At 63.1% G+C, this 15325-nt stretch carries 15 protein-coding genes; 10 read left to right on the forward strand and 5 right to left on the reverse strand.

Annotation, left to right across the window (positions count from 1 at the left end):
• Window positions 1-89: 89 nt before the first annotated feature.
• Both RMR13_RS12365 and RMR13_RS12370 read left to right on the forward strand, forming a co-directional pair.
• Window positions 90-803 (forward strand): Bax inhibitor-1/YccA family protein, encoded by a 714-nt coding sequence (locus RMR13_RS12365; RefSeq protein ID WP_310600934.1) that lies wholly within the window; start codon window positions 90-92, stop codon window positions 801-803.
• A 229-nt stretch (window positions 804-1032) separates the two neighbouring features.
• Window positions 1033-1953 carry a manganese-dependent inorganic pyrophosphatase gene (locus RMR13_RS12370; RefSeq protein ID WP_310600935.1) on the forward strand — a complete coding sequence of 307 codons (921 nt, stop codon included), beginning with the start codon at window positions 1033-1035 and terminating at the stop codon, window positions 1951-1953.
• An 81-nt stretch (window positions 1954-2034) separates the two neighbouring features.
• On the opposite strand, the gene RMR13_RS12375 is transcribed toward RMR13_RS12370, so the two are convergent.
• Genes RMR13_RS12375 through RMR13_RS12385 form a run of 3 tightly spaced genes read right to left on the reverse strand, consistent with a single transcriptional unit; the run spans window position 2035 to window position 4375 of the window.
• Complete coding sequence (locus RMR13_RS12375; protein WP_310600936.1) at window positions 2035-2853, reverse strand: hypothetical protein; 819 nt, start codon at window positions 2851-2853, stop codon at window positions 2035-2037.
• 39 nt (window positions 2854-2892) lie between these two features.
• Complete coding sequence (locus tag RMR13_RS12380; protein WP_309410821.1) at window positions 2893-3042, reverse strand: hypothetical protein; 150 nt, start codon at window positions 3040-3042, stop codon at window positions 2893-2895.
• Window positions 3017-4375: a replication-associated recombination protein A gene (locus tag RMR13_RS12385; RefSeq protein ID WP_310600937.1), complete on the reverse strand. Its 1359-nt coding sequence runs from the start codon at window positions 4373-4375 to the stop codon at window positions 3017-3019. The genes RMR13_RS12380 and RMR13_RS12385 overlap by 26 nt, the downstream gene beginning before the upstream one ends.
• A 145-nt stretch (window positions 4376-4520) precedes the next feature.
• On the opposite strand from RMR13_RS12385, the gene RMR13_RS12390 reads away from it, so the two are divergent.
• Window positions 4521-6074, forward strand: a complete 1554-nt coding sequence (locus RMR13_RS12390) for a GAF domain-containing protein (protein ID WP_310600938.1) — start codon at window positions 4521-4523, stop codon at window positions 6072-6074.
• 33 nt (window positions 6075-6107) lie between these two features.
• Here RMR13_RS12390 and RMR13_RS12395 read toward each other — a convergent pair whose 3' ends face one another.
• Entirely contained in the window at window positions 6108-6551 is a 444-nt protein-coding gene (locus RMR13_RS12395; RefSeq protein ID WP_310600939.1) for a PilZ domain-containing protein, read from the reverse strand.
• 190 nt (window positions 6552-6741) lie between these two features.
• Here RMR13_RS12395 and RMR13_RS12400 point away from each other — a divergent pair, with 190 nt between their 5' ends.
• Window positions 6742-8205: an NAD-dependent succinate-semialdehyde dehydrogenase gene (locus tag RMR13_RS12400; RefSeq protein ID WP_310600940.1), complete on the forward strand. Its 1464-nt coding sequence runs from the start codon at window positions 6742-6744 to the stop codon at window positions 8203-8205.
• A 7-nt stretch (window positions 8206-8212) separates the two neighbouring features.
• Here RMR13_RS12400 and RMR13_RS12405 read toward each other — a convergent pair whose 3' ends face one another.
• On the reverse strand, window positions 8213-8968 hold the full coding sequence (locus tag RMR13_RS12405; RefSeq protein ID WP_309410816.1) for a GTP cyclohydrolase, FolE2/MptA family: 756 nt from the start codon (window positions 8966-8968) through the stop codon (window positions 8213-8215).
• A 203-nt stretch (window positions 8969-9171) separates the two neighbouring features.
• Here RMR13_RS12405 and RMR13_RS12410 point away from each other — a divergent pair, with 203 nt between their 5' ends.
• From RMR13_RS12410 to RMR13_RS12435, 6 genes are all read left to right on the forward strand, one after another.
• A complete protein-coding gene (locus RMR13_RS12410; protein WP_310600941.1) occupies window positions 9172-9561 on the forward strand; it encodes a S4 domain-containing protein in 390 nt (129 codons plus the stop codon).
• Window positions 9562-9578: 17 nt separating this feature from the next.
• Window positions 9579-10208, forward strand: a complete 630-nt coding sequence (locus RMR13_RS12415) for an IMP cyclohydrolase (protein ID WP_310600942.1) — start codon at window positions 9579-9581, stop codon at window positions 10206-10208.
• Window positions 10201-10782 (forward strand): formyltransferase family protein, encoded by a 582-nt coding sequence (locus tag RMR13_RS12420; protein WP_310600943.1) that lies wholly within the window; start codon window positions 10201-10203, stop codon window positions 10780-10782. Before RMR13_RS12415 ends, RMR13_RS12420 begins: the two co-directional genes overlap by 8 nt.
• Entirely contained in the window at window positions 10779-11312 is a 534-nt protein-coding gene (gene pyrR, locus RMR13_RS12425; RefSeq protein WP_310600944.1) for a bifunctional pyr operon transcriptional regulator/uracil phosphoribosyltransferase PyrR, read from the forward strand. The genes RMR13_RS12420 and pyrR overlap by 4 nt, the downstream gene beginning before the upstream one ends.
• Before the next feature lie 50 nt (window positions 11313-11362).
• Window positions 11363-12823, forward strand: coding sequence for a HAMP domain-containing sensor histidine kinase (locus RMR13_RS12430; RefSeq protein WP_310600945.1), 1461 nt, complete (start codon window positions 11363-11365; stop codon window positions 12821-12823).
• Window positions 12824-12906: 83 nt separating this feature from the next.
• Window positions 12907-15201 carry a peptidase U32 family protein gene (locus tag RMR13_RS12435; protein ID WP_310600946.1) on the forward strand — a complete coding sequence of 765 codons (2295 nt, stop codon included), beginning with the start codon at window positions 12907-12909 and terminating at the stop codon, window positions 15199-15201.
• The last annotated feature ends 124 nt before the right edge of the window (window positions 15202-15325 follow it).

Below are 15325 nucleotides of genomic sequence, written 5' to 3' on the forward strand. Positions count from 1 at the left end.
GTCCCGGTCGGTGTTGCCTTTCCGGAGGAAATGGTTAATATTGAGCCAACCTAACGTTCATCCCTTTATTCATCGAGGAGCAGGCAGCAATGCAAACACAGATCGGAACCCATGACATCACCCTGGTGCAGGCCAAACAGCAGGCCTCGACCGTCTTTTTGGCCAAGGTCTTCAACTGGATGGCCGCCGGCCTCACCTTGACCGGCGTCATCGCGTATTTGGTCGCCGCTTCCGGCATGGCACGCGTCCTGGCTGCCAGCCCGATCTTTTTCATCCTGGTGTTGGCCGAAATCGGGCTGGTCTTTTTCCTCGCCGCCCGGATCGACCGCATCCAACCGGGCACCGCCACCGGGCTTTTTATCGGCTATTCGGCCCTGAACGGCGTGACCTTGTCGACCATCTTCCTGATGTATACCCAGGCCTCGATCGCCGCCACCTTCCTGGTGACCGCGGGCATGTTCGCGGCCATGGCGGTGTACGGCATGGTCACCAAGCGCGATCTCTCCGGCCTGGGTTCGTTCATGTTCATGGGCCTGATCGGCATCCTGCTGGCCTCGATCGTCAATTTCTTCTTGCAGAGTTCCTCGCTTTACTGGGCGATTTCAGCCATCGGCGTGCTGATCTTTGTCGGCTTGACCGCCTATGACGTACAGAAAATCAAGAATATCGGCGAAGAAGGCATCATGACCCAGGGCGATGCCGCCATCCGCAAAGGGGCGATCATCGGCGCCCTGGCCCTCTACCTCGATTTCATCAATCTCTTCCTGATGCTGCTGCGCTTTTTCGGCGGCAGCCGCGATTGATCTTCCTCTCTTTTTTCACTTCACATCCAAGGGGATCGAGTATATCGATCCCCTTGTTTTTACTGAAAAGCCAAGCATGACGGGTATTTTTCCTTTTTCTGCTTGACGCTTATCAGTGAACATTATAATGTCGTTCAATTTTATTGTTTCCGGTCCGTTGAGCGGTCCGGGGGGAAAGAGAAGCGCACATTTCATGTGTCATTGAACAAGCTCTGGGAGGTATTACGCTATGTCTGTTTATGTTGTAGGCCACAAAAGTCCGGATACCGATTCTGTCACCGCCGCCATTGCCTATGCCGAATTGATGAAGGCCAAAGGCCAGGATTATGTTCCCGCCGTATCGGGCAAGTTGAATCCCGAATCCGAGATGGTGCTCAAACAGTTCGGTTTTGCCGCACCCGAGATCCTGACCGATGCCACCGGCAAGCAAATCGCCCTGGTTGACCACAGCGATCTGGCCCAGGCTCCCGACAATCTCAGCGCCGGCGAGGTCGTGGCCGTGGTCGACCATCACAAGATTGGCGATGTCACCACCAACCAGCCGATTTTCTTCTGCAACATGCCGGTCGGCTGTACCGGGACCGTGCTCAAGATCCTCTACGATATGGAAGGCGTCGCCGTTCAGCCCAAGGTCGCCGGTTTGATGCTGGCCGCCATCCTGAGCGACACCGTCAACTTCAAGTCCCCGACCTGCACCGACGCCGACAAGAAAGCCGTGAAAGAGCTGGCCGCCATCGCCGGCGTTTCCGACACCGACGGCCTGTTCATGGGAATGCTCAAGGCTAAGAGCGCCGTGGCCGGCGTTCCGCCGATGGAGTTGCTCCATCGCGATTACAAGGATTTCGACATGAAGGGCAAGAAGGTCGGCGTTGGCCAGCTCGAGCTCGCCACCTTGGATCAGGTCGCCGATATGCGCGACGCTCTGTACAATGCCATGAAGGAGCAGAAAGGCAGCGAGCGTCATTCGGTACTGCTGATGCTCACCGACGTGGTCAAGGAAGGCACCGATTTGATGGTTCTTTCCGACGATCCGGCCCTGATCGAAGGTGCCTTCGGGGCCAAACTGTCCGGCAACTCCATGTGGATCGACGGCATGATGAGCCGCAAGAAGCAGACCATCCCCAACTTGCAGAAGGCTTTCGGCTGCTGATTTGCCGAACTTCCAAGTGTAGCGTAAAAAAGGCCGCCCATTGGGCGGCCTTTTTTTGTTGTACGAAGCCGTGGCGGCCCTTTAAGGCGTCTGCCCTTGGCGCAGACGTTCGATCTGCTGCTTGGTCTGCTTGATCACCGCTTCGATATCGGGGGCAACGGCCAGGGTTTGAGAGAGAGGAACGAACTGGTTGGCATAGGTGGAAACAGGCTGGTCCCTGTCCTTATCCGGCCCGGGCTGCCCCGCTTCGCTCCAGGCCGCACGGCCGTGCCAATCGATGTCCATGATCCCCACGTACTTGCCCCGGATCTCGGTTTGGGCCAGCAGCGACTTGTTGATCGGAACGGGAGCCATGTTGCCGGCAACATGGCCGGTTTGAAGAATCAGGTCGATTGTGCCGAATTTTCTCGCTATCTCCTGATTCTCGCTGAAGGAATAGTTGGACAAGAGCAGGATGAAATCGGCTTCCTGTTCCGCCTTGGCCAGAACCGGAGGCAGCGCGGTCTGCCAATCCAGGGCCTGGAATTCCTTGGCATCGTTGGGCAGGGCGGTATGGTCGGTCAGGGCCAGCACTGCGATTTTGGTGGCGCCCGCTTGGCGCTGGACCATGGGTGCGAACAACGGCTTATGGGTTGCGGGATCGACCAGGTTGAGGGAGAGCCAGCTGAAGGCGGGCGGCCGGTGGGAGGCCTTGAGCAGGCCGATGCCCGCGGCCAGGTCGCGGCTGCCGACCCCGGCAAAGGTGGCGCCCATTTTCTGGCTGGCCTGGAGCACGCCGCTGGCGGCGATTTTCGCCGTTCCCGCGCTGCTGGGTGTCAACTGTTCCCGCTCGAACAGCAGATTGCCCCCGGTAACGATCAGCGTCGGCCAGTGGGGATCGTTGCTCTGTTCCCGGATCACCAAGGCTTTTCTGGACAGACCGCCCAGTCTGCTGTTGAGTCAGCCGCAGCCGTCGAGTTCCCCGAGATTGTCGTTGCCGTAAATCAGCCGGAAGGTGGCGGCCTCGGCGCCGGTGGCGGCGAGCAAGGCCAGCAGCGGCAGCAGCAGAAGCAGGGCCGCCGGTCTAGTCGGTGTTTTTTTTGTGCGCATGGTGTTGGGCTCTTTGTTTGAGGATTTGTTTCCATTTGGTGAGCCGATCCTTGATCACCGCTTCATAGCCGCGATTGGTCGGTTCGTAGTAGACGGTGCCCGCCAGTTCCGGCGGCAGGTGCTCCTGGAGGACCAGTGCGTCGCGGTCGTCGTGGGCGTACTGGTAGCCCCGGCCGTAGCCGAAGTCCTTCATCAGCGCGGTGGGGGCGTTGCGCAGGTGAAGGGGTACCGGCAGGGAGCCGGTGCGTTGGATGTCGGCCCGCACCTTGGCGAAACCGGCGTACAGGGCATTGCTTTTCGGGGCGGTGGCCAGATAGGCCGCGGCCTGGATCAAGGCCAGGTCGCCCTCCGGCGAGCCGAGCATGTGATAGGCGTCGCGGCAGTCGAGGGCGACCCGGAGGGCCTGGGGATCGGCATTGCCGATATCCTCGGAGGCAAAACGGATCATCCGCCGGGCAAGATACATGGGATCCTCGCCGCCGGCCAGCATCCGCGCCAGCCAGTACATCGCCCCGTCGGGGTCGCTGTCCCGCAGGCTTTTGTGCAGGGCGGAGATGAGATTGTAATGCTCCTCGCCGCTCGCATCGTAGCGCAGGGTTTTCTGCTGCAGGGTTTCGCCGACGCAGGCCGCGGTGATGGTCGGCGCCTGCCCGCTCGCCGAATCCGGACGGGCGTCCAGGGTGAGGTTGGCCGCGGTTTCCAGGTAATTCAGGGCCCGGCGGCAGTCGCCGTCCGCCGCTTCCGCGAGCAGGCCAAGGGCCTCCTCCTCGATGCGCAAGCGATGTTCGCCCAGTCCGTCGGCCTCGTCGGCCAAGGCCCGGCGGATGACCTGGGCGATGTCCTCCGGCTGTAAAGGCGCCAGCAGCAGCACCTGGCAGCGGGAGAGCAGGGGAGCGGTGATTTCAAAGGACGGATTTTCGGTGGTGGCCCCGATCAAGGTGAGCAGGCCGCTCTCCACATGGGGCAGGAAGGCGTCCTGCTGGCTCTTGTTGAACCGGTGGATCTCGTCGACGAACAGGATGGTGGGCTGGCCCCCCTGGTCGCGCTGGATTTTGGCCTGCTCGACGATCTGCCTGATCTCCTTGACCCCGGAAAGTACGGCGGAAAAGAAGACGAAACGGGCGGCAACGGCGCGGGCGAGAATGGTGGCAAGCGTGGTCTTGCCGGAACCCGGCGGCCCCCAGAATACCAGGGAGGGAATGGTTCCGCCTTCGATCAGTTGGCGGAGAAACTTTCCTTCGCCGACCAGGTGTTGCTGGCCGACGAAATCATCCAGGCGTTGGGGGCGCATCCGTTCGGCGAGCGGACTGGGGCGCGGGGTGCGGGCAATCATGGGAGGAAATATACTCTACTCCTGTGAAAATAAACAGATATGTGAAGGCCTTTCCTCCGGGTTCGGCCTATTTCTTGCCTTGCCTCTTTCGGAATGGTAATGTAAACAAATGCTACTATCTTGAGGCGATTACATGGGCACCCTTATGCATACGGCAGCAGTTTTGTGTACCACCGACGACCGCCAGGCCGAAGCCATCGCGGCGGCGCTGCCGTGGTTGCGGGTGCTTCGCTGTTTCGACGGGGAATCGGCGCGCGATGCCTGCCAGGATCAAGAGGTGCGGCTGGTCTTGATCGCGGACGAACCGGCCCGGATCGATGCCTGCCACCTGTTCGCCGAGTTGAGCGCCCATCAGCCCGGCCTTGCCGGGGTGCTGCTTTCCGCGGTTGCGGACACCGCGTTGCTCCACGGCGCCCTGGAAGCGGGATTCTCCGGGGTGGTCGAGCTGCCGGTCAATGTTTTGCAGGTGAACCGGGTGGTGCACCAGGCCCTGGAGCGGTACCGGCTGCAACAGGAAAACACCAGGCTGCGCACCCTGATCCCCCTCTACCGCCTGGGTGAGCAGTTGGCCGCCGCCACCAGCGAGGAGGGTATCCTCGAGCGGTTGCTCGACGCGGTCCAGCAGCAGACCAAGGCCAGCCGCTGTTCGGTGATGCTGTACGACCAGAAGGAGCAATGCCTCCGCATCGCCTCCGCCCGCGGGCTGTACCCCGCCCTGGTCCGCTCTCTCCGCCTGCAGCCCGGCGACCAGATCGCCGGCTGGGTGTTCCAGCAGGGCAAGCCGGTTCTGCTCAACAAGGAAGACCAGGGCGAATCCATCTTTTCCTCCTTGCTGCGGCAGCCGGAGATCGTCTCGTCCATCTCCTTTCCCCTGCGGATCTGCGAGCAGAACATCGGCGTGCTCAATATCAGCCAGCGGGAAACCGAGGAGCGCTTTTCCGAGGCCGACAACGAAATGCTGTCCATCCTGTGCAGCCAGGCGGCCGTGGCCTTGGAAAACCTGCGCGCCCGCCAGCAGCTGACCGAAACGATCCGCATGCGGACCCTGTTCGAGCAGTACGTGGCCCCAGAGGTGGCGGAGTTGCTCATGGCGCAGAGTGCCGACCTGATGGAATTGGGCGAGATCAAGCCGGCCACCGTGCTCTTTGCCGATATCCGCAACTTCACCCGGCTGGTGCAGCAGATCGATCTCTGGTCGCTGCGCGCCTTCCTCAATGAATTTTTCCATTTTTTCACCGAGGAAGTGTTCAGCCACCAGGGCACGGTCGACAAATTCATGGGCGATGCGGTGCTGGCGGTGTTCGGAGCGCCGGTCAAGCTGGATCACCCCTGCCTGGCGGCTACGCGCACCGCAATGGCGATCAAGAAGAGATTCACGGAACTGCGGCGGCAGTGGGGCCAGCGCGACGAGACGTTTTTGGGGGTCGATCTGGGCATCGCCGTTACCAAGGGCACGGTGTTCCTCGGCAACCTCGGCTCGAACCGGCGGCTCGATTACACGGTAATCGGCAACGAGGTCAACATTGCGCAGCGATTGGCGGCCGAGGCCACGGCCTGCCGGATCTACATCACCGAGGCGGTGCGCCGCGAGATCGGCGGCAGCTTCGAGGTGGAGGAGCTGGGCGAGATCGAACTGCGCGGGGTGGAGAAAAAAACCCGTGCCTTCAGCCTGCTCGAAGGGCAGGAGCGGCACATCTGAAACGGCTCTTCGCAACCGATGGGGACGAACACTTCAGGAGTCTCGGGCCTGGCTGTGTTGTTGCCACCAGGCGCTTCGCGTTTCCCGGTCCTTGCACAAATCCGCCAGCGATTCCCGCATCTGCTCCACTTCCGGCGTTTCGGCAAATTCCACCCCCATTTTGAAGGCCCGGATTTCGTCCTGCCGGAAGAGGTGCATCCACACCGGCCGGGCGGTCAGGACATGGCGGCCGAATTCCGGCGGCTGGTCGATGACCAGCTGGAGCACCGCATCCTCGGCGTCGCGGGTCGAGTGGAAAACGTGAAAGGCGCGGACCATGATCTGGGTCATGAGCAGGCAGACTCCGTGGTCCGAGATATCGATGATCCTGCCGGAGAACGGACCGGCGAGTTCCTGGCCGTCCGAGGCGTGCACCACTCGGATTTCAAGGGGTATGAAGTCGTCAATCCGTTCGGATCTTCGTTGTTCGATAGCCATGACATTTTGGTCTGTTGACGAGCGATTGGAATCGGGGATGAAAAAAAGCGCATCCCGGTGTATGATGGCCGCATTCCGGTAGCGTAGCACATAACACCGGGAGATTGAACAATATTTTTACGCAAACAGGCAGCAACGGTCTTTTTCCGACGCGCTGCCTGTTTGCTTTTGTGCGTTCGGGAGTGGAGGGATGAAACTCGGTCGACAGGAGCTGCTACGCTCCCAGTGTTATGTCAACGGCAAGTGGATCGGCGGTACCGGCGAGGGGCGGATCACTGTTTTCGATCCGGCCACCGGCGCGGCCGTCGGCACGGTGCCGGCGCTGGGAAGCAAGGAAACCGCCGCCGCCATCGAGGCGGCCCATCGCGCCTGGCCGGCCTGGCGGGCCCTGACCGCCAGGGAGCGGGCCCGCTTGCTGCGCCGCTGGTACGACTTGCTTATCGCCCATCGCCGGGACCTGGCCGTGATCATGACCATGGAGCAGGGCAAGCCCTTGGCCGACGCCCAGGAAGAGATCGTGTACGGCGCCGGCTATATCGAATGGTATGCCGAGGAGGCCAAACGGGTCTACGGCGACACCATCCCCATGGGGCAGCCGGGCAAGCGGATCATCGTCCTCAAGGAACCGGTTGGGGTCTGCGCCGCCATCACGCCCTGGAATTTCCCCTCGTCGATGATCGCCCGCAAGGCGGCACCGGCGCTGGCGGCCGGCTGCCCGGTGGTGGTCAAGCCGGCCAGCCAGACCCCCCTGTCCGCCCTGGCCCTGGCCGCGCTCGCCGAAGAGGCCGGCCTCCCTCCGGGCGTTTTCAATGTGATCACCGGCCCGGCGGCCGAGATCGGCGCCGAAATGACCGCCAACCCCCTGGTCCGCAAGCTCAGTTTCACCGGCTCGACCGCGGTGGGCAAGCTGTTGATGCGCGATTGCGCCGCCACCGTGAAAAAGGTTTCGCTCGAACTGGGCGGCCATGCCCCCTTCATCGTGTTCGACGATGCCGACCTCGATGCGGCGGTGCGCGGGGCCGTGGCCTCGAAGTATCGCAATTCCGGACAGACCTGCGTCTGTGCCAACCGCTTTTTCATCCAGGAAGGGGTCTATGAACAATTCGCCGCCAAACTGGTTGCGGCGGTTCGGGGACTCAGGGTCGGCAACGGCTTCGAGGCGGGGATGCAGCAGGGGCCGCTGATCGACCTCGACGCTATCCGCAAGGTCGAGGAGCAGATCGCCGATGCGGTGGCCAAGGGGGCTCGCATTGCCTTGGGCGGCAAGCGGCTGGGCGGTACCGGCTTCTTCTTCGAGCCCACCGTGCTGCTCGGCGCCACCACCGCGATGCAGATCGCCCGCGACGAAACCTTCGGCCCGGTGGCGCCGCTCTTCGTCTTTCGGGAAGACCGGGAGGCGGTCGCATTGGCCAACGACACCCCCTACGGTCTGGCCGCCTACTTCTACAGCCGAGATATCGGTCGGATCTGGCGCACCGCCGAGGCCCTGGAGTACGGCATGGTCGGCATCAACACCGGCCGTATGTCCTCCGAGGCGGCCCCGTTCGGCGGGGTCAAGGAGTCGGGGATCGGCCGGGAAGGCTCGAAGTACGGGATCGAGGAATACCTTGAGCTGAAATATCTCTGTCTGGGCGGGCTGGGGGAACGGCCCTGAGAAGCGGTCAACCGCGGGGATCGGCCACGCTGAGGTCGCGGCTGTCGACCAGGGCGTAGGCGCTGTGGTTGTGGATGGACTCGAAGCTCTCGACCCCCACCGAAAACCAGGCGATGTCGGCATGGGCCATGGCCTTCTGGGCCACCTTGCGGGCCACGTCCTCGACAAACATCGGCTGGGCGTAGGCGCGCTCGGTCACGTATTTTTCATCGGGCCGTTTCAAGAGGGCGTAGACTTCGGAAGAGCCGCAGGACTCGGCCATGGCGATCAGGTCCTCCAGCCAGATCAGCGCCAGGGGCCGGACCGCGAGGGTGATTTCGGCCCGCTGGTTGTGAGCCCCGGCCTCGCTGATCTCCTTGGAGCAGGGGCAGAGGGTGGTGACCGGCACCACCACGGTCAGCAGCGGTTCGCCGCTGGCGGCCGACGAGGCGGTGAAGGTGCACTGGTATTCCATCAGGCTGGCCGTGCCGCTGACCGGTGCCCTCTTGGCGATGAAATAGGGAAAGCGCATGGTCAGCCAGGCCTCGGCGGCCTGCAGCTGGCGGCACACCTCGGCCAGCAGCTCCGGAAAGATGCCGGCGTGGATGTCGGGCAGGAAGCGGGCCAGCAGGGTGCGCATGGTGCTGACGCAGGATTCGAGCCGGCCCCGGGGGACCCTGGCCTGCAGATCGATGGTGGCCACGGTGTGCTGGATGCCGCCGCCCTTTTCGGGAATGCGGACCGGGCAGGTGAATTGGTTGATGCCGACGGTGTGCAGGGACATGGGAAACATTCTTTATTGTGGATGAGCATGCCCCTTACCCCATTTTCATCGCTTCGGCAACGTTCTTGGCGCTGCCGCGGAAGGGATTTTTGGGAGAGACGCTGGAGGCTGCTCCAGGGGCGGCTTCTTTGTCGGCCCGATCCGGACAACCGTGGCATTTTGCCGGAATAGGTGGTATTTTGCCGGGATAGATGGAGAGAGCGATGGCGGAGATGGAGCAGGTGCGGATCGACAAATGGCTTTGGGCGGCACGGTTTTTCAAGACCCGCTCTCTGGCCGCCAAGGAGGTGGGAGCCGGCCATGTGGCGGTCAACGGCGCCAAGGTCAAGCCGGCCCGGATGGTCCGCGCGGGCGACCTGCTGACCATCCGCCAGGGATTTGTCGAAACCTCGGTCCGAATTCAGTTGCTCAGCGAGCAGCGCGGGCCGGCGGTGGTTGCCCGGACCTTGTACGAGGAAACCGAGGAATCGCTGGCTCGGCGGGAACACCTGCTGGCCGAGCGCAAGGCCATGCGGCCGCCCTCCGGCCAGCCCGAGCGGCGGCCCGATAAACACGAACGGCGGAAGATCCGCCAATTCCTGAAAAAAGAATAAGCAGGGGATACGCAGAGATGAGACGAGTGGAGCGGGCGCTGATCAGCCTGACCGATAAATCCGGATGCGAGGAATTCGCAAGCACCCTGGCCGCCATGGGGATTGAAATTCTGTCCACGGGCGGCACGGCCCAAAAGCTGCGCGCCGGCGGCCTGACCGTGACGGATGTGTCGGCGTTCACCGGCTTTCCCGAAATGCTGGACGGCCGGGTGAAAACTCTCCACCCCCTGGTCCATGGCGGCATCCTCAACCAGCGCGACAACGCCGAACACCGTGAGCAGTGCCAACGGCACGGCATCAAGCCCATCGATATCGTGGCCGTCAACCTCTACGCCTTTGCCCGGACCGTGGCCGCGCCCAATTGCACCCTGGCAGACGCCATCGAAAACATCGACATCGGCGGCCCGACCCTGCTGCGGGCTTCGGCCAAGAATTTTCACGATGTGACCGTGATCGTCGATCCGGCCGATTATCCGCAGGTCGTGGCCGAATTGCAGGCCCAGGGCAATACCACCCTGGCCACCCGTTTTCGTCTGGCTCGCAAGGTGTTCGAGCTGACCGCCGCCTACGATGCCGCCATCGCCCAATGGCTGCGCGGCATCGACCCGGACGCCAACCCCTATTTCACGGGAGCGCAACATGCGTAAGATGGCGGTGCTGCTGTCCGGCAGCGGCAGAACGCTGGACAATTTCCACGAGCGGATCGTGGCCGGCACCCTGCACGCCCAAATCCCGGTGGTCATCTCCAACGTGGCCGGTGCCCTGGGACTGGAAAAGGCCAGGCGGTACGGATATCCCGCCTTCCACGCCGCCAGCAACGACGAAATCAACCGGATCATGGCCGACTACGGGGTCGACCTGGTCGTCCTGGCCGGCTATCTCAAACTCTACACCCCGCCCCAACACCTGCGCCGCTCGGTCCTCAACATCCATCCGGCGCTCATCCCCTCCTTTTGCGGGGCGGGTTTCTACGGCCACCACGTCCACGAGGCGGTCAAGGCGCGGGGCTGCACGGTGAGCGGCTGCACCGTCCATTTTGCCAACGAACTGTACGACCAGGGGCCGATCGTGCTCCAGCGCTGCGTGGCCCTGGACGACGACGACACCCCGGACGACATCGCCGCCCGGGTGTTTGCGGTGGAATGCGAAACCTACCCCGAGGCGATCAATCTGGTCGATGCCAAGGGCGAGAACTATTTTTGGGAGCGAGTGGGCCAATGAGTATCAGAACCATCATGATCGGCAGAGACATCGAACGCAGCCTGGACCGCATCAGTCTGGAGATTGTGGAACGCAACCACGGCGTGGGCGATCTTTCGATCGTCGGCATCCATACCGGCGGGGTTCATCTGGCCCAGCGCATCAAGCAGCGGATCGAGCTGCAGGAAGAGGTCGAGCTGCCGGCCGGCACTCTCGACATCACGCTGTATCGCGACGATTGGAGTCTCATCTCCCAGAATCCGATCGTCAAGAAGTCGGATATCGGCTTTCTGCTCGAAGACAAACGGGTGGTGCTGGTCGACGACGTCGTTTTCACCGGCCGGACCATCCGGGCCGCCATGGACGCGATCATGGATTACGGCCGGCCCCGGTCGATCCAGCTGGCGGTCCTGATCGACCGGGGCGGCCGGGAATTGCCGATCCAACCCGACTATGTCGGCATGACCGTCGACCCGTCGCCCCACGAACGGGTGGACGTCCTGCTGCTGGAAAAGGATAACCACGACGCCGTGGTCGTCACCAAGCGGTAAGAATCGGCCGCGACAGCGCCGCCCGTAGAAAATTTTCCATGCAGATGCCCATGACCGGCCAACCGACCAATCCGCAGCCTCCCTGTATTCCGCCCGATCTGGAAGCGGTTTGCCTGCGGGTCCGGGAAAAGGCGGAGAGTTACGAGCAGTACAACTTTTCCCGGGGCCGCAACGACTTCCTCAAGGCGTTCTTCGATCTGGCCCAGGAATACGATTCCCTGGACGATTTCTACCGGATCTGCGTTTCCGTGCCCCTGGCTCTGGTCGGTGTCGCCAGCAGCCTCTATCTGTGCGAGGATTGCGAGCACGGCCTGCAGTTGGTGTGCTCCAGCGAGGAAGGCGTGCTGAGCGAACCGAGGCGGGCGGACTATCCGGTCCAGATGCAGGAGACACCGTACGACCTGGGCGGCTCCTATGTCATTCCCATCTTCAGCAAACAGCCTTTTCCCCGGAAAATAGAGGACCGCAACGCCGAGCGGCAGATGCAGCTGTGGGACGACTTGCATGGACTGTGCGGCAGCGGCCGGATTCTGGGGATGTTCGAGGTCCGGCGTAAGGCCGGGCTGACCGAGGCCGACAAATTTTTCTTCGCCAAATACACCAACCGGATCGGCTACAACCTCGACAACCGGCTGATCGCCCGGCAGAATATCGAGCGGTTGAAGTTCATCAACACCCTGGTGATCGACATTGAGCACAACATCATCGTGCCCAACATGTATTTCCGCCACCTGTTCAACCAGCTGAAGAAGAGGATCGGGCTGATCGAGGAACTGCGGCGGGAAATGGACGCGAACCGGGACGGCGCTCCGCTCCGGTGCAGCTTCTGCAACGGCCGACTGCGGGCCCTGCAGGACGACCTGGTCAAGTACCACCAGGAAATCGTCAAGCACCACGCCAACATGAGCCTGTTCATCGAGAGCCTGTTTCGGCGGGAACATTTCGAGCGCGGCCATCTCGTTCTCCATCCCAAACGGTGTTTTGTCGAAAAAGAGGTGATCCTGCCCCAATTGGACCATTATGCCAGCCGGCTGCAGGCGGCTAACGTCATGGTGGACCGGCCACAGAACATGTACGAGGAAGAATTCCCACTGATGGTCGACATCGGCCTGCTGTCGCAGGTCTATGCCAACCTTTTTTCCAACGCCGCCAAGTATACCAAAGAGGTGGTCGACCATCGGGGACAATCGCGGAAGGCCATGGCCTATGGCCGCGAAATCGTCGACAATTTTCCGGTAGCCGGCAAGAAGGGCGTCAAGTTCAACGTCTTTACCACCGGGCCCGGTATGACGGTGGAGCAGGGCAACCGCCTGTTCCAGGAGGGGATGCGCGGCGACGATAATCCGAATATTCCCGGCACCGGCCACGGCCTGTCGTTCATCCGCCTGGTGGTCGAGATGCACGGCGGCAGCGTTGGCTACGAATCGACACCGGAGGGCAACAATTTTTATTTTATCCTGCCTCTGCCCCCGGTCGATTACCCGGTGGCGCCGTACCGCCGGCCGGAATAGGCGTTTCGGCCCGCCGCATCAGCCGCCGTCCCCGTGATTTCCAGCTTCCGTTCGTTTCCGATTCCAACCGGACCCGCCCAATCATGACCCATCCTGCCGTTGCCATGGAATTACTGGCCCCCGCCGGGACGATGGCCGCCTTCGAGGCCGCCCTCGAGGCGGGCGCGGACGCGGTGTATGTCGGCGCACCCGGCCTGAATGCCCGCGCCCTGGCGCGCGATTTCACCTTCGCGGAGATCGCGGCCATGGTTGCCCATGCCCATGAGCGCAAGAAAAAGCTGTATGTGGCCATGAACAGCCTGGTCAAGGAGAGCGAGATTCCGCTGGCCCTGGAAACCTTGTCCGTCCTGGCCGGGATCGGGCCCGATGCACTGATCATCCAGGACCTCGGCCTCCTGTATCTGGTGCAGCGGTTCTTCCCCGGCCTGGCGGTGCATGCCTCGACCCTGACGACGGTCAACCACGCCATGGCGGCCCATTATTTCAAGGAGTTGGGTTTCGAACGGGTGGTGCTGGCCCGCGAATTGAGCTTGGAGGAGATTGGCGCCATCCATCGCCAGGGCGCGGTGGAGCTGGAAATGTTCATTCACGGCGCCATGTGCTTCAGCTATTCCGGACTCTGCCGTTTTTCCAGCCTGCACGGTGGCAAGTCGAGCCTGCGCGGGCAGTGCGTGCAGCCCTGCCGCCGCCGCTACGACTGGCTGCCCTCCGGCAAGCGGGCGTGTCCGGGCCAGGGCGGCCAGTCCGGCAAGGGGAGCAAGGGTGGCGGCTATCTCTTTTCCATGAACGATCTCTGCGGCATCGAGCACCTGGCCGGGGCCAGGGACGCCGGGGTGGTCAGCCTCAAAATCGAGGGCCGGCTCCGGTCGGTTGCCTATGTCCGCAACACGGTCCGGGCCTACCGCCTTGCCCTGGACGCGCTCGATGCCTCCCCGGATCGTCGGACCGGGATGCTGGCCGAGGCGCACCGGCTGCTGGACGCGTCCATGGGGCGCAAGCGTGCCGCCGGGTTTCTGCTGGCCGGGCAGGAAGAGCGGTTGATCGTGCCCCGGCTGTCCGGCAGCACCGGCGAGGTGGTCGGCAAGGTCATCCGGGTGGAGACGCCCAAAGGGCGGAAAGGGGACCGGGCGGCACAGGCGCAGGTGGTGCTGCAGGCCCCGCTCCGGCTGGGCGACCGTTTGCGCCTGTACGAGGAGCGGAGCGGCGACCGGATCAGCTTCACTCTGCACGACCTGGCGATCAAGGGTAAGAGAGCGGAGCGGGCCGAGGCGGGGCAGACCGTGACCGTCGGCCTGGCCGGCATCGAATCGGGACGGCTGCGGCAGCCTTTTCACGGGATCCTGTTCCGGGTGGATGTGAGCGGCCGCGACGACAAAAAACATTCGACCCTGGCGCGGACGGCCGCGCGCCTGGCCGTGCCCCTGCCCGCGTCTGCGGATCTGGAACGGCTGCTGGCCGAACTCTACGCCGAGCCGGCGGCGGACCGGCAGGCGGGCGAGGGCCGCCGGAGCGGCCATGGCGGGCAGGTCGGTCATGGAACAGGGGGCCGCGGCCGGTCGGCATCGCCGGAATGGTGGCTCAAGGTCGGTACTCCCGAGGCGATGGCCCTGCGCTATCCCTTCAAGGTCGCCAGGGTATTGGTCGAACTCAGCCGCCGCACCTGGGAATGGGGGATGCTGGCCATGCGGCGAAAGCCGGAACAGAGGCCGTTGGTCTGGACGCTGCCGGCGGTGCTCGGCCACGGGCAGCTGTCCTGGTACCGCGACGCCATCGGCCAACTGCGGCGCCAGGGGGCTCAATGCTTCCAAATCGCCCATATCGGCCAGCTCGGGCTGTTTGCCGAGACCGACGGTCCGGCGGCCGATGGCGGCCGGCTCGAACTCTACGGCGATTACAGCTGCAATGTGCTCAACAGTGCCGCCCTGCGCCTGTATGCCGCCCGCGGCCTGGCGGGCGTACAATTTTCCCTGGAAACCGACCGCGCCACCCTGGCCGCGGCCTTGGCCGGTTTTTCCCGCCCGTTGTCCGCGCCGGGAGCCCGGCCCATGCAGGTGGGGCTCACCGTGCATGGCCGGCCGCCGCTCTTCACCGCCCGCCTCGACGCTCCCCATTTTCAAGGCCAGAGATCCTTTGCCAGTCCACGGGGCGAACGGTTCTACCTCGATCGTCGCGACGAGGCCGTCTATGCGCATGCCCACACCGTTTTTTCCCTGCTGCCGCATGCGGACGAACTGGCGCGGCTGGGCGTCGACTATCTCGTGGTCGATGTCAGCCACGGCCAGCCGAAGAAAAACGCCGCCGAGCTGACCGCCCTGCTCAGCGGCCGGGGCGAACTGCCGCCGTACTTTTCAGGGAACTATGCTGGCATCCTTTCGTAAAATGGGGTAAAGGCAGAACCCGATACCTTCGAGCCGCACAAGCGGGCTCGGAACGCGGGAAGCGCGCCCCGCTCCATCGAGGCGGAGGAGTGGAACGGCTACGGCCGCATGGAGATGCGAATCC

The sequence above is a fragment of the Desulfobulbus sp. genome (assembly GCF_031547805.1).
Taxonomy (GTDB): domain Bacteria; phylum Desulfobacterota; class Desulfobulbia; order Desulfobulbales; family Desulfobulbaceae; genus Desulfobulbus.